8 protein-coding genes are annotated in these 14,119 nt (G+C 66.7%); 4 read left to right on the top strand and 4 right to left on the bottom strand.

Annotation, left to right across the window (positions count from 1 at the left end):
* The gene (locus O8I58_RS07725) at positions 1 to 2,295 is read left to right on the top strand and encodes an FdhF/YdeP family oxidoreductase (protein WP_298322005.1); all 2,295 of its coding nucleotides are present in this window, start codon (positions 1 to 3) and stop codon (positions 2,293 to 2,295) included.
* Here O8I58_RS07725 and glp read toward each other — a convergent pair.
* The 4 genes from glp to O8I58_RS07705 form a co-directional block, all read right to left on the bottom strand.
* Positions 2,292 to 3,545 (bottom strand): molybdopterin molybdotransferase MoeA, encoded by a 1,254-nt coding sequence (gene glp / locus O8I58_RS07720; protein WP_298322003.1) that lies wholly within the window; start codon positions 3,543 to 3,545, stop codon positions 2,292 to 2,294. The genes O8I58_RS07725 and glp overlap by 4 nt on opposite strands.
* Entirely contained in the window at positions 3,538 to 4,143 is a 606-nt protein-coding gene (locus O8I58_RS07715) for an NTP transferase domain-containing protein (protein WP_298322001.1), read from the bottom strand. Before O8I58_RS07715 ends, glp begins: the two co-directional genes overlap by 8 nt.
* A gap of 89 nt (positions 4,144 to 4,232) precedes the next feature.
* A complete protein-coding gene (locus O8I58_RS07710; RefSeq protein ID WP_298321999.1) occupies positions 4,233 to 4,976 on the bottom strand; it encodes a FadR/GntR family transcriptional regulator in 744 nt (247 codons plus the stop codon).
* A gap of 108 nt (positions 4,977 to 5,084) precedes the next feature.
* Complete coding sequence (locus O8I58_RS07705) at positions 5,085 to 8,000, bottom strand: TonB-dependent receptor (protein WP_298321997.1); 2,916 nt, start codon at positions 7,998 to 8,000, stop codon at positions 5,085 to 5,087.
* 344 nt (positions 8,001 to 8,344) lie between these two features.
* On the opposite strand from O8I58_RS07705, the gene O8I58_RS07700 reads away from it, so the two are divergent.
* From O8I58_RS07700 to O8I58_RS07690, 3 genes are read left to right on the top strand one after another with little or no spacing between them, the layout of a single operon-like run.
* A complete protein-coding gene (locus tag O8I58_RS07700) occupies positions 8,345 to 10,558 on the top strand; it encodes a polysaccharide lyase 6 family protein (RefSeq protein ID WP_298321995.1) in 2,214 nt (737 codons plus the stop codon).
* Positions 10,555 to 12,816: an alginate lyase family protein gene (locus O8I58_RS07695; RefSeq protein ID WP_298321993.1), complete on the top strand. Its 2,262-nt coding sequence runs from the start codon at positions 10,555 to 10,557 to the stop codon at positions 12,814 to 12,816. Before O8I58_RS07700 ends, O8I58_RS07695 begins: the two co-directional genes overlap by 4 nt.
* Positions 12,813 to 14,096 (top strand): MFS transporter, encoded by a 1,284-nt coding sequence (locus O8I58_RS07690; protein WP_298321991.1) that lies wholly within the window; start codon positions 12,813 to 12,815, stop codon positions 14,094 to 14,096. Before O8I58_RS07695 ends, O8I58_RS07690 begins: the two co-directional genes overlap by 4 nt.
* Positions 14,097 to 14,119: the final 23 nt, after the last annotated feature.

The raw sequence follows: 14,119 nt of genomic DNA, 5'->3' as shown, positions 1-14,119 counted from the left end.
ATGAAGAACGAAGAGCGCTACGTCCCCGGGATCGAGGACTACGAAGGTCCGGCCGGCGGTTGGGGGGCGTTGCGCGCGGTCGCCAAGGCGCTGAAGGACCAGATGGGCGTGGGGCGCGAAGCCGGGGCGCTGCGTCGGGTGAACCAGCCGGCCGGCTTCGATTGCCCGGGCTGTGCCTGGCCGGACCCGGCCGACACCTCATCGTTCGAATTCTGCGAGAACGGCGCCAAGGCGGTGAGCTGGGAGGCCACCACCAAGCGCGCCACGCCGGCGTTCTTCGCGCAGCACACCGTGTCCGAACTGTGGGAGTGGACCGACCACAAGCTGGAAGACGTGGGCCGGCTGACCCATCCGATGGCTTACGACCACGCCAGCGACCGCTACCTGCCGATCACCTGGGACGAGGCCTTCGCCCGCATCGGCGCGGCGCTGCGGGCGCTGCCGAACCCGGACATGGCCGAGTTCTATACCTCTGGCCGTGCGTCGAACGAGGCGGCGTTCCTGTATCAGCTGATGGTGCGCGAGTACGGCACCAACAATTTCCCCGACTGCTCCAACATGTGCCATGAGGCCACCAGCGTCGGCCTGCCGCAGTCGATCGGCGTGGGCAAGGGCACGGTGACGCTGGAGGATTTCGACCACTGCGACGCGCTCTTCAGTTTCGGCCACAACCCCGGCACCAACCATCCGCGCATGCTCACCACGTTGCGTGCCATCGCCAAGCGCGGCGTGCCGATCGTGGCGGTCAATCCACTGAAGGAGCGCGGCCTGGAGCGTTTCGTTTCGCCGCAGCATCCGGCCGAGATGCTGACCAACAGCCCCACCCAGATCGCCCAGACCTATTACCAGGTCAAGGTCGGCGGCGATGCGGCCATGCTCAAGGGCATGATGAAGTGGCTGTTCCAGGCCGATGCGGCGGACATCGCGGCCGGTGGCGCGGGCTTGCTGGATCGCGCCTTCATCGCGCAGCACACCGATGGCCTGGATGCACTGCGTGCCGACATCGAAGCCACGCAATGGGATGACATCGTGCGTGCGTCCGGCCTGTCGCGCAGCGATATCGAAGCCGCCGCACAGGTCTACGCCAAGGCCGAGCGCGTCATCATCTGTTACGGCATGGGCATGACCCAGCACCGTGCCGGCACCTCCAACGTCCACCTGATGGCCAACCTGTTGCTGCTGCGCGGGAACATGGGCAAGCCCGGTGCCGGCATCGCGCCGATCCGCGGGCATTCCAACGTGCAGGGCGACCGCACGGTCGGCATCACCGAGAAGCCGAACCAGGCGCTGCTGGATGGCATCCGCGAGACCTACGGGTTCGAATTCCCGCTGACCCACGGCCACGACGCGGTCGAGGCGTTGCGCGCGATCCGCGATGGCCGCTCGAAAGCCTTGATCGCGCTCGGCGGCAACCTGGCCGTGGCGATGCCCGATCCGCACGCCTGCTTCGCCGCGATGCGTACGCTGGACCTGGCCGTGCACATCGCGACCAAGCCCAACCGCTCGCACCTGATCCAGGCCAAGCAAGTCCTGCTGCTGCCGTGCCTGGGCCGTACCGAGCGTGACGTGCAGGCATCGGGCCTGCAGTCGGTGACGGTGGAGGATTCGATGTCGATGGTGCACGCCTCGCAGGGCGGGCTGACGCCGGCTTCGGAACACCTGTTGTCCGAACCTGCCATCGTCGCGCGCATGGCCATGGCGCTGCTGCCGGAGACCAAGGTGGACTGGCAGCACCTGATCGACGATTACGCACGCATCCGCGATGGCATCGAGGGCGTGTTCCCGATCTTCAAGGACTACAACCTGCGCATCCGCACGCCGGGTGGCTTCCGCCTGCCGGTGGGTGCGTCGGAGCGCGACTGGGGCGGGCCGGGCGCGAAGGCGCATTTCCTGGTCGCGCCCGGGCTGGCCGAAGACGGCCCCACGCCGCCCGGCCTGCTGACCATGACCACGTTGCGTGCGCACGACCAGTACAACACCACCATCTACGGCCTGGACGACCGCTACCGCGGCGTGCGCGGCCGGCGCGACGTGGTGTTCCTCAATGCCGAAGACCTGGCTGCGATGGGCCTGGAACATGGCGACGCGATCGATGTCGCCTCGCACATGCCGGGCATCGCCGATGAGGGGCATACGGTGCGTGGCTTCACCGCCGTGGCCTACGACATTCCGCGCGGCTGTGCGGCGATGTACTACCCGGAAGGCAACTGCCTGGTGCCGCTGGACAGCCACGATCCGCAGTCCGGCACACCCACCTACAAATCGGTGCCGGTGCAGGTGCGCGCGGCGGCCTAGTCGAAGTGCCAGCGGCCGCCTGCGTCGCGCGGCAGCACTTCGATCGGTGTGCCGGCCGGCAGCAGGCCGGCCTCCTCGTCGATCACCGCCCAGGCGTTGGCGTGCAGCAGGGCGCCGATGCGGAACGACTCCTGCCCGGTCAGCACCTGCACCTGCAACTGGCCCTGCGCATCGTGATCCACGCGGGCCTTGAGGAACTGGCGGAAGCCGGTGCGTCCCTGGCAGTCGGCAGCCAGGCGCGCGCGTAGCGGACGTTCTTCGGCCAGGCCCTGCCAGGCACGCAGCAACGGCACCGCAAAGAAACGGAAACAGACCGCGGTGGCGACCGGGTTGCCTGGCAATCCCAGCACCAGCGCGCCGGACGGAAACTGCGCGGCCAGCAAGGGCTTGCCCGGACGGATTGCGGTCTTGTGGAAGAGCCGGGTCGCCCCGGCCGCCTGCAGCGCGGCGGGGATGAAGTCGTGGATGCCGGCGGACACCGCGCCGGTGGTCAGGATCAGGTCGACGTCGGGGGCGAGCCGTGCAAGCCGTGCAGCGAAGTCTGCGGGGTCGTCGCCGAGCGTGTGATGGGCGATGACGCACGCACCGGCTTCTTCCAGTGCGGCGGCCAGATACGGGCCGTTGGATGCGCGGATCTGGCCCGGCTGCAGTGCGACCGCCGGGTCATCGACCAGCTCCTTGCCCGTGCTCAGGATCGCCACGCGTGGGCGCGCGCGCACCTGCACCTCGGTGATGCCCTGCGCGGCCAGCAGCATCTGCACGGTGGCATCCACGCGCTGGCCGGCCTGGGCCAGATGTTCGCCCGGTTGCATGTCGCTGCCCTGGCGGCGCAGGTGCTGGCCGCTGCGGACGTCGTCCAGCAGCCGCACATGCCGTGCGTCGACGCGCTCGGTGCGCTCGACCGGGACGATGGTGTCGGTGCCGGGCGGTAGCGGTGCACCGGTCATGATTTCCCAGGCCTGGGCGATCTGTGCGGGTGGTGCGTCACCGGCGGCGACGGTGCCGGCGATGGCCAGCACGCTGCCGGCAGACAATGTCTGTCCTTCGCCATGCAGGGCGAAACCATCCATGGCCGCGTTGTCGAACGCGGGCAGGGCGCTGATCGCAAGGACGTCCTGCGCCAGCACGCGTCCGCCGGCGTCCTGTGCGGCGCAGGCTTCAGCGGGCAACACGGCTGCGTGCTGGAGCAGCCGTGCCAGGGCCTGGGCATGGCGCAGCAGGCCGGTGTTGGTCGCGCACGGATCAGCCATGGTCAAGCACGCTGCGGCGAAGCAGCGCCGCGCGGTCGTCCGGGGTGTTTGCATTGTCGAGCACATGCGGCGTCGGTAGCGGCAACAGGCGGACGTCATCGCCGGCCAGCACGCTGCGCAGCCCGTAACGCCCGTCGTCGACCTGCCGTTGCAGTCGCTGCAGGGCGAGCGGTTCCCAGATCGCGCACAGCGGTTCGGCCAGCCCGTCGTGGGCGCTGCGGAACGCGATGGCGGCGAAGCCGGGTTCGCGGGCGGCGATCAGCTGTTCCAGCGTGTCGGCATCCAGCAGTGGAAGATCGCAGGCCACGGCCAGCCACGCGGCCTCGGGCGCGGCGGCGTGTGCGGCCAGCAGGCCGGCGGCCGGGCCGATGTCGGTGCGCGCATCGACGATCTGCGGAAAACGCGCGCGCAAGGGCTCATCGCGCTGGTCGGCACGCACTGAGACATGGCAATGCGCCACCACCGTTTGCAGTACCGCGAACGCGGCCTGCAGCTGTGGCTGCCTGCCATAGCTGAGCTGGGCTTTGTCGCGCCCCATGCGGGTGCTGTAGCCGCCGGCCAGGACCAGGCCGTGCAGGGGGGCATCGGTGAACGTCATGGATCAAGCAGTCTTCCGTGCCGGGTGCGCAGAAGTCTAGCGCCGTGGCGTGGTGGTGCCAGTCGGCGAAGGTCGCATGGGTGGCGGCCTCAGATCCGCGTGGTCGCCAGGAAGCGCTCGCGGTCTTCCTGGGTGCGACGGCGGATCTCGGCCAGCGCCTCGCTTTCGGTCGCTTCCAGCATCGATTCGAACAGGCGCTGGAAATGCCCGCGCATCGCATTGCGCGCCGCGGCCGGATCGCGCGCCTTCAGGCCATCCAGGATCGCGGTGTGCTCATCGGTCTTGGCGTTGCCATCGTCGTGGCAGACCCGCGCATAGACCTGCTTGACCCGCGGCAGCTCGGTCCGCATGCGCCAGATCTGCTGGATGCAGTATTCGACCACCGGATTGCCGCAGATGCGGGCGATGGCCAGGTGGAACTTGCGGTCGTGCTCGTTGTGCTCGGCCTCGCTGGCGGCCGGGTCGATCATCGCGGCCAGCAGGCCTTCCAGTTCGATCACTTCGGTGTCGGTGATGCGGCTGGCAGCCAGGGCCGCAGCTTCGGCTTCGATCATGATGCGGGCGGCGGTCAGGTCGAACGCGCTGACATCGGGCAGCGATCCGGTGGCCGTGGATGGGCGCGCACGCACATACACGCCCGAACCGGTCTTGATGGCGATCCAGCCCTGCGCTTCCAGCGCGATTTCCGCCTCGCGGATGGTGACGCGGCTGACACCGAAGCGTTCGGCCAGGTCACGCTCGCCCGGCAGGCGCGAGCCCGGTGGAAATTCCCCCGCTTCGATCAGCTTGAGGATTTCCGCGGCGATGGACTGGTAGAGACGATTCTCCGACATGCTTGCAAGACCTGTGTGTTGGCTTCCGGTTCCGATGCTGGGCAGTGTGCCCAATCCTGGGGCCGCGGCTCAAAAAAACGGCGCAGCCCGGGGGCCGCGCCGCTATCTTCAGAAACGATATCGTACACCGAGATATGCACGTCGCCCGTAGGTGACGTATTCGCGGAAGTTGCCATATTCGGGCTGGTACGCCACGCGTGCTTCGTTGGTCAGGTTCATCAATTCCAGCGACATGGACAGGTGTTTGTCGAACCGGTAGCTGGCGCGGAAATCCACCGCAGTGTTGTCGCCGTAATAGCGGTTCTGCTGGGCCGCGTTGCCGGTGAAGTCCTGGTAGTAGTGCGAGCGGAACTTGCCGATCGCCTGCATGCTGAACTTGCCGATGTCCCAGTACAGCGAACCGGACAGCACATGGCGCGAATAGCCGCTCAGGCCTGCCGGCGCGACGATGGCCGGAGTGACCAGGCCAGTGGCCGTGTCGAGCTGCTCGCCCAGGCGCGGGTCCTGGGTTTCGTAGTTGGCATCGGCGTAGTTGTAGCTGACCTTGAAGCCCAGGCCATCGAAGGGCTTGGGCAGGTACGAGAACCGGTGCGAGGCACTCAGCTCGAAACCGGTCAGCGTGCTCTTTTCATCGGTGGTGACTTCCTGTCGCACCGGCACGATCACGCTCTGGCCGTTGATGTTGTAGGCCTCGTTGACCAGCGCGGTCTGGGTGCCGCCGTTGAACTGCTTCCAGTACAACGCGCCGGCCAGGATGGTGTCGGCGTTCGGGTACCACTCCAGCGACACATCGCCATTCCATGACATCAGCGGTTCGGCAGCCGGGTTGCCGGCGGCGGTGATGCCATCCAGCGCGTCGGCCAGGTTGGCGTAGCTCTCGCCATTGGTGACGGTGATGGTGCGGCCGGCGCCCAGGGCGGCGATGTCCGGGCGCGACATCGCGCGATAGGCCGCCACGCGCAGCAGCAGGTCCGGGTGCAGTTCGAACGCAGCGTTGATGCTGGGCAGCAGCTTGTCGTTGCCGGCCTTGAACACGCTGGTCTGGTAGTTGCCGGTGGAATCGAGCTGGATGGTGCCGTCGCCGTTGTCGGTGATGACCAGATCGGTGCGGGCACCGGCCGAACGCACGTCGGTCTTGACCCAGCGCACGCCGGCGTTACCGGAGTAGGGAATGCCAAACAGCTCGCTGCGGAACTCGCCCATCAGGTACAGCGATTTGGTCTTCTCGGTTACATCGACGTTGCTCGGATCGACCAGGTTGGTGTCGATGTTGAGATCGCTGCTGCCGGTCAGGGTCTCGTACAGGCAGCTCGGATCGAAGTAGGCCCAGCTGCTGATCGTGTTGCCGCTGCCGCCGTCTTCGAGGAAATCGCTCTGCGGGAACGCGGTACGACACGCCTGGTTGGCCGCGATGATCTGCGCGCGACCGGCGGCGGTGGTGGAGCTGATGGCCGTGGTGACGGTGTTGTCGAAGTAGGTGTAATCGGCCTCGGCCGCACGCAGCCCCGCCTTGATCTTCGTCAGGAAGCCGTCTTCGGGCATGTAGCTCACGTCGAACCGGCCGGCGCGGATGGTGTGCTCGTTGTCGGTTTCGCGCGAGCTGACCTGCGCCGCACCGGTATAGGCATCGGCGTTGTTGGGGTCGAACGCAGGGTCCAGGGTGATGCCCGGGATATCGCCATCGTTGACCCAGTCGTAATTGACATAGCCGGTGGTGCCGCTGCTGATGCCCGGGGTGACACCGTCGATGCCGTTGCGGTTGGCCCGCAGGCGGGTGATGCGCTGGGTGTCCTGGCGCAGCGTGTGCGAATAGGACAGGTCGGTGGAGATCTCCCAGGCTGCGGACGGGCGCAGGATCAGGTTCACGCCGCCGCCGGTGTATTCCTCGTTGCGGTCGTACTTGGTCGAGGTCGAATCGATCGAGGTGCTGCCGGAGAAACTCTGCAGCACGCCGTTTTCATCGACCACGCGGTCGTTGATCGAACGACGCGTATTGGACAGGCTCAGGTCCGAGCGGTTCTCGTGCCAGTTGCGGTCGGTGTGTTCGTAATCGACGTTGAGCTCGACCACGTCGTTGGGTCGCCACTGCACCGAGGCGAATTCGCTCTGGCGGTCGTTGCGCTCCTGCTTGAGGCGATAGATGCGGCTGCTTGGCGCCAGGTAATACGGCGCACCGGCGGCAACCTGGTTGCCATCGACCTCGCTGCAGTTGCCGGTGTAGTTCACCTGGGTGCCGTCGCAGGCATACCAGGTGGAGCCGCTGGTCATGCTCTCTTCCGGGTCGCTGCCGTCCAGCGCCTGGATGCCCAGCGACACGCCCAGCTTGCCGCCGTTGGCGAATTCGAACTGGTCGATGTAGCTGCCGGTGCCGCGCCAGCCGATGCCGTCCTTGTCGCGGAACTTGTTGTCGTATTCGGCCCAGGTGCCCTTGGCGTCCAGCTGGACCGCGCGCTTGCCGTAGTCCAGTGGCTTGACGGTCTCCAGGCCGATGGTGCCGGCGACGCCGCCTTCGATCAGGTCGGCGCGCTGGGTCTTGTAGATGGCCACCGTGTTGATCAGCTCGGCGGGGAACATGTTGAAGTTGACCGAGCGGTCGCCGCTGCCGTTGGTGATCTCGCGGCCGTTGAAGTTGGTGCTGCTCAGGAACGCGCCGAGGCCGCGGATCGAAATTTCCGATGCGCCGGTCTTGTCGCGGGTGGAGGCGGCGCCGGTCAGGGTCTCGATGGCGTCGGCCAGCGAGGGCGCCGGCAGGTCGCCGATGTCCTGCGCCGACAGCACGTCGGAGATCACCGTGTCATCGCGCTTCTTGTCGATGGACGACTGGATGGAGGCGCGCACCCCGGTGACCTGGACCTGGTCCAGTGTGGTCGGGTCGGCTGCGGCCTGGGTGCTGTCTTGCGCCGGTGTCGTTGCCACGGCCGGGGTGTTGGCCGCCGGGCTGGCCGCCGGGCTGGTCGACGGATTGGCCGGCGAGCTGGTCTGGGCCATGGCTGCGCCACTGGTCGAGGCGAGCAGGGCGTACATCAGGGCGCTGCAAAGCGCGTTGGGGCGGATACGCCCGTGGATCGGGCCTCCGAAGTGGTGCCGCATGGTGATCTCCTCCCAGAGTAATGCCGACGTGGATCGGGCCGGCGGCAGGTTTCACCGACTTTCTTCGTATGTCAACCAATTGGTCTGAAACTCTACTAAGGTCTATTGGTCTGGCAATAAATCGACATAAATATGTGCACTTGCAGCATATAAATGCGCCAATATTGTTTTCCAGTTAGACAAAAGTTGGACTGGCAAATTGGTTGACGGGTTGGGTTGCTCTGCTACCATCCCTCCCGCTGGTGGCCCTGGGAGGGGCGGCCCAACGGAGGAGTGGCATGCGTTTTCAAGCGTCCGGCGTGTTGGCCTTGCTGCTTATGCTGGGCGCCACAGAAGCATCGGCGGCATCGGCGCCCAAGCCACGCACGCTGCTGGTTCACGACATGGCGCAGTACCAGCGCGCCGTCGCCGCGCTCCAGCCGGGCGACACGGTGACGCTCGCCGATGGCACCTGGCGCGACGCGCGCCTGGTCTTCAAGGCCAAGGGGCGCGACGGCCAGCCGATCAGGCTCACCGCGCAGACGCCGGGCAAGGTGATCCTCAGTGGTCAGTCCGATCTGCGCCTGGCCGGCGAATACCTGGAAGTGTCGAACCTGGTGTTCCGTGATGGTTGGGCGCCGGGGGGCGAGGCGGTGTCGTTCCGTCTCTCGCGTAGCGAGCGCGCCGACCACAGTCGCGTGACCGGCATGGTGATCGACGGCTACAGCAAGCCCGACCGCAATGAGTCCGACCACTGGGTCGCCCTGTACGGCCACGACAACCGCTTCGACCACAACCAGCTGCTGGGCAAGACCAACCGCGGCACCACGCTGGTGGTGGTACGCGATGACGAACAGGGCCTGGACAACCGCCACCGCATCGACCACAACTGGTTCGGGCCGCGGCCCAACCTTGGGTCCAACGGCGGCGAGACCATCCGCGTCGGCACCAGCCACGATTCGCTGAGCGATTCGCATACGGTGGTGGAGGACAACTGGTTCGAGGGATGCGATGGCGAGGTGGAGATCGTCTCCAACAAGTCCGGCGGCAATATCTATCGTGGCAACGTGTTCTTCCATTCGCGTGGCTCGATGGTGCTGCGCCATGGCAGCGGCAACCTGGTCGAGCGCAACGTGTTCCTGGGCGGCGGCAAGGCCCACACCGGCGGCGTGCGCGTGATCAACGGCCACCAGACCATCCGTGACAATTACTTCGAAGGCCTGGCCGGTGAGAACTTCGCCGCTGCGCTGAGCGTGATGTACGGCGCGGTCGATGCGCCGAAGAACCGTTACGCCCAGGTTGATCATGCCGTGATCGAGCGCAACACCTGGGTCGACGTGCGCCAGCTGCTGCTGGGCACCGGCAAGGACGACGAGCGCAACGCCGCGCCGAAAGACAGCCGCTTCGCCAACAACCTGATCGTCAACGGCAAGGACGATCCGCTGGCGGTGCAGGGTGACATCGGCGGCATTACGTTCGAAGGCAACGTGCAGAGCCTGGCCGCATCGACGGGCTTTCCGAACGGCGTCACGGCGCAGGCCGTGACGATGACGCGCGCGATGACGGGCCTACAGGTGCCGGCCAAGGCGCTGGACGACATCGGCGCGCCGCGCGACCTGGCGCCGATCGCGCGCGACGCGGTCGGCGTGGACTGGTATCCCAAGGACGTCGTGCGCGCGACGCTGGACAGTGGTGCGATCCGCAAAGTCGCACCAGGCGAAGACACCCTGACCGCCGCGGTGAAAGCCGCCCGGCCCGGTGACCGCCTGCAACTGGCGGCTGGCCGCTACACCGTCAATGAAGTGCTGGCGCTGTCGCGGCCGTTGAGCCTGCAGGGGCCGGCATCGGGCAGGGCGCAGCTGTTCTTCAGCCGGCCAACCCTGTTCGACCTGCATCCGGGCAGCGACCTGCGGTTGGCGCGCATCAGCATCGACGGCGTGCAGACGCCGGACGAAGCCGGCAACGCGGTCGTGCGGATTGCCGATGGTGGCAACACCGCCAACTACACGCTGATCATCGAAGACAGCCAGCTGCAGCACATGGATGGCAATCGCGGCTTCGACGTGATCGCCGCTGGCAAGGGCACGATGGCCGACCTGATCGCGCTGCGGAACGTGCAGGCCAGCGACATCAGCGGCCGGGTCATCGCCGCTGCGGCCGACGCCGACAACGGCGGTACCTACAACGCCGAGCGCGTGGAGATCGCACGATCCACCTTCACCCGCATCGGCGGGCCGGTGCTGGACCTGTCTCGCGGCGGCACCGACGAGAGCACCTTCGGCCCGGCGCTGGACGTGCGCGATTCGCAGTTCATCCAGGTCGGTCGCAAAACGGACGCGTCGTTGCGCCTGCACGGCGTGCAGCATGCCCGGCTGACAGGCAATACCTTCCGTGACAGCGCCGCCGTGCGCTTCACCCATGCGGTGGGCACACCGACACTGCTTGCCGCGGGCAACCAGTTCGACGGCACGCCCGCGCTCCAGTCCGATCTTCCGGTTGAGGCAAAGCAATGATTCGACCCACCTCCCTGTCCCTGTTGCTGGCCTCCGCGCTGGTACTCGCTTCGGCGCCGGTGCTGGCGCCGGCCGCGTCGGCTGCCACGCAGCAACAGACCGGTGATGCGTCGCCGGTGCTGGTGACGCCGGCCGAGTGGAAGGCGATGGCCGCGCAGGGCGGCAGTGCACCGATGTTCGCGCGCGAGCAACAGCGCACGACCAAACAGCTGGACGCGATGATCAAGCGTGGCATCGATGTGCCGGTGCCGAAGGATCCGGGCGGTGGCTACACCCACGAACAGCACAAGCGCAATTACCAGGCCATCGAAGCGGCAGGCACGCTATATCGGCTGACTGGCGACAAGCGCTACGCAACGTATGCGCGCGACGTGCTGCTGCAGTACGCCAGGCTGTATCCCACGCTCGGCCCGCATCCGGCCGGGCGCAACGAAGTGCCGGGCCGGCTGTTCTGGCAGATGCTCAATGATTCGGTGTGGGTGGTGCATGCCATCGCCGGTTACGACGCGATCCGTGACACGCTCTCGCCCGCGGATCGCCAGAACATCGACGACAACGTCTTTCGCGCGATGGCGCGCTTCATGTCCGACCAGTCGGCGGACAACTTCAACAAGATCCACAACCACGCCACCTGGGCGGTGGCCGCGGTCGGCATGACCGGCTACGTGCTGCGCGATCCGCAGCTGGTGAGCAAGGCGCTGAAGGGCACCAGGGAAGACGGCAGCGCCGGCTTCCTCAAGCAGATTGACCAGTTGTTCTCGCCTGATGGCTATTACGAGGAAGGACCGTACTACCAGCGTTATGCGTTGGCGCCGTTCATCCTGTTTGCCGATGCGATCGAGCGCAACGAGCCCAGGCGCGTGATCTTCCAGTATCGCGACGGCGTGCTGCTCAAGGCAGTCGATACGCTGGTGCAGAGCAGCTATGGCGGTTACTTCTTCCCGCTCAACGACGCGATCCTGGACAAGGGCCTGGACACCGAGGAACTGGTGGCGGGTATCGACATCGCCTACGCGCAGACCGGCGATGCCAAGTTGCTGTCCATCGCACAGCGCCAGCAGCGCGTGCTGCTGTCGCCCGAGGGCCTGCAGGTTGCCAGTGCGCTGAAGGCCGGCAAGGCCAAGCCGTTCGACTTCCGTCCGGCGCTGCTGCGCGATGGTGGCGATGGCAGGCAGGGCGCGATGTCGATCCTGCGCATGAATGGCGAGGACGGCCAGGCGCTGGTGATGAAGAACACCACCCAGGGCATGGGCCACGGCCACTTCGACAAGCTCAACTGGCTGTTCTACGACAACGGCCAGAGCGTGGTGACCGACTACGGCGCGGCCCGCTTCCTCAACGTCGAGGCCAAGCAGGGCGGCACCTACCTGCCGGAGAACAAGAGCTGGGCCAAGCAGACCGTAGCCCACAACACGCTGGTGGTGAACGAGACCAGCCACTTCGACAGCGACTGGAAGGTGGGCGAGACCCGGCCGCCGACACCGCTGCTGTTCCAGGTGACCGGCGACATGCAGATCACCTCGGCGCGCATGGAAGGGGCCTACGACGGCGTGCGCTTCACCCGGACGATGGCGCTGCTGTCGCATCCAGAGCTGGGCGAGCCGGTGGTGATCGACCTGCTGCGTGTCAACGGCAACACGCCGGCCCGCTACGACCTGCCGCTGCACTTCAACGGCCACATCATGCAGGTGGGTTTCAAGGCCGAACACGCCGTCGCTCAGCGCCCGGTGCTGGGCAAGGACAACGGCTACCAGCACCTGTGGGTGGATGCGACCTCGCAGCCGGCCGCGGCGCAGCGCACACTGGAATGGCTGCTTGACGGGCGCTTCTACACTTATCGCTTCGACAGCAGTGCGCCGACCCGCGCGATCCTGGCCGAGAGCGGCGCGAACGATCCGGACTTCAACCTGCGCCGCGAGCCGGTGCTGATCCAGCGCATGGACGGGCAGAAGGACGCGACCTTCTTCGGCGTGCTGGAGCCACATGGCGAATACAACGGCACCGCCGAATACGTGCGCGGCGCCAACAGCCACATCGACAGGATCGAGCGTGTCACCGGCAGCGATGCCGATGTGATCGTGCTGACCCTGGCCGGTGGCAAGACCCTGGCGCTGGGCGTGGCCAACGATCCGTCCAATGCGGCGAGTGAGCACCACGTCAGCGGCAATGGATACGACTACCGCTGGCGCGGCGGCTGGGCGCGCTTCGAAGAGAAGTCCGGCACCGCGCAGACCCCGCCGCCGGAGGCCAGGCCGTGAGTCGCGCGCGTTCGTCCGTGCGCTGGCTGATCGTGGCCCTGATCGCCGTGGCCACGGTGATCAATTACATCGACCGCAATGCACTGGCCGTGATGTGGCCGGAGATCGCCAGGGACGTCGGCGCGACCAAGGAGGACTACGCGCTGCTGGTGACGGTGTTCATGCTGTTCTATGCGGCCGGCCAGTTCGTGTTTGGCCGCCTGTTCGACATCATCGGTACGCGCATGGGGTTTGCGTTGTCGATTGGCGTGTGGTCGATCTCGATCGCGCTGCACTCGGTGACTCATTCCATCCTGTCCTTCAGCCTGGTGCGGGCGATGCTCGGCATCAGCGAGGCCGGCGCCTGGCCTGGCGCGGTCAAGGCCAATGCCGAGTGGTTCCCTGCGCGCGAGCGCGCACTGGCGCAGGGCATCTTCAACGCAGGCGCCTCGGTGGGCGCGATCATCTCCGCACCGCTGATCGCGCTGCTGTTCCTGTGGCTGGGCTGGCGCGGCACCTTCATCCTGGTCGGTGCGCTGGGCTTTGTCTGGCTGCTGCCGTGGCTGGTGATCTATCGCGCCGGCCCGGACAAGCATCCGTGGGTGAGCGAAGCCGAACGCGTGCTGATCCTGGACAAACCGGCGCAGTCCGAAGCCAATCCCGTGCCGGAATACCTGCCGACCGTGCGCCAGCTGATGTCGCACCGGCAGAGCTGGGGCATCGTGATCGCACGGTTCTTCCTGGACCCGATCTGGTGGCTGTTCGTGTCGTGGTTGCCGATCTACCTGGCCGAGACCTTCGGCTTCGACATCAAGCAGATCGGTATCTTCGCCTGGGTGCCCTACGTCGGCGCTGCATTGGGCAGCCTGGGCGGTGGCTGGCTCTCGGGCCGGTTGATCGCGGCGGGCTGGAGCGTGGATCGCGCGCGCAAATGGTCCATCACCCTGGGCTGCGTGGTGATGGCGCCGGCGCTGCTGGGCGCGGTGCTCGCCACCGATCCACTGTGGGCGGTGATCACGATTGCGGCGGTGCTGTTCGGCTTCCAGGTGGCCATCGGCAACATCCAGACGCTGCCGGGTGACCTGTTCAACGGCAAGTCCGTCGGCTCGATGGCTGGCATCGGCGGCATGGCCGCGGTCGCCGGAACGCTGATCACCACCTGGCTGGTGCCGGTGATGACGGCCAAATCCTATGCCCCGATTTTCATCCTGGTTGCCGCCCTGGTGCCGCTGTCGTTGATCGCGACGTGGTGGATCACCGGCCCGATCAGGAAGCTCGACGGTCCCGCACGACGCGGCTGACCTGCAATGCCTTTCGTTTCCCC

The sequence above is a fragment of the Pseudoxanthomonas sp. genome, assembly GCF_027498035.1.
GTDB lineage: Bacteria > Pseudomonadota > Gammaproteobacteria > Xanthomonadales > Xanthomonadaceae > Pseudoxanthomonas_A.
Note: the sequence above shows the minus strand (reverse complement) of the source record. Positions and strands in the feature narration are given on the sequence as shown.

Bases quoted from the DNA above. Each gene is read 5' to 3' on its own strand.
- glp (WP_298322003.1), bottom strand. From the start codon at position 3,545: ATGGCTGATCCGTGCGCGACCAACACCGGCCTGCTGCGCCATGCCCAG.
- O8I58_RS07715 (WP_298322001.1), bottom strand. From the start codon at position 4,143: ATGACGTTCACCGATGCCCCCCTGCACGGCCTGGTCCTGGCCGGCGGC.
- O8I58_RS07695 (WP_298321993.1), top strand. From the start codon at position 10,555: ATGATTCGACCCACCTCCCTGTCCCTGTTGCTGGCCTCCGCGCTGGTA.
- O8I58_RS07705 (WP_298321997.1), bottom strand. From the start codon at position 8,000: ATGTACGCCCTGCTCGCCTCGACCAGTGGCGCAGCCATGGCCCAGACC.
- O8I58_RS07725 (WP_298322005.1), top strand. From the start codon at position 1: ATGAAGAACGAAGAGCGCTACGTCCCCGGGATCGAGGACTACGAAGGT.
- O8I58_RS07710 (WP_298321999.1), bottom strand. From the start codon at position 4,976: ATGTCGGAGAATCGTCTCTACCAGTCCATCGCCGCGGAAATCCTCAAG.
- O8I58_RS07700 (WP_298321995.1), top strand. From the start codon at position 8,345: ATGCGTTTTCAAGCGTCCGGCGTGTTGGCCTTGCTGCTTATGCTGGGC.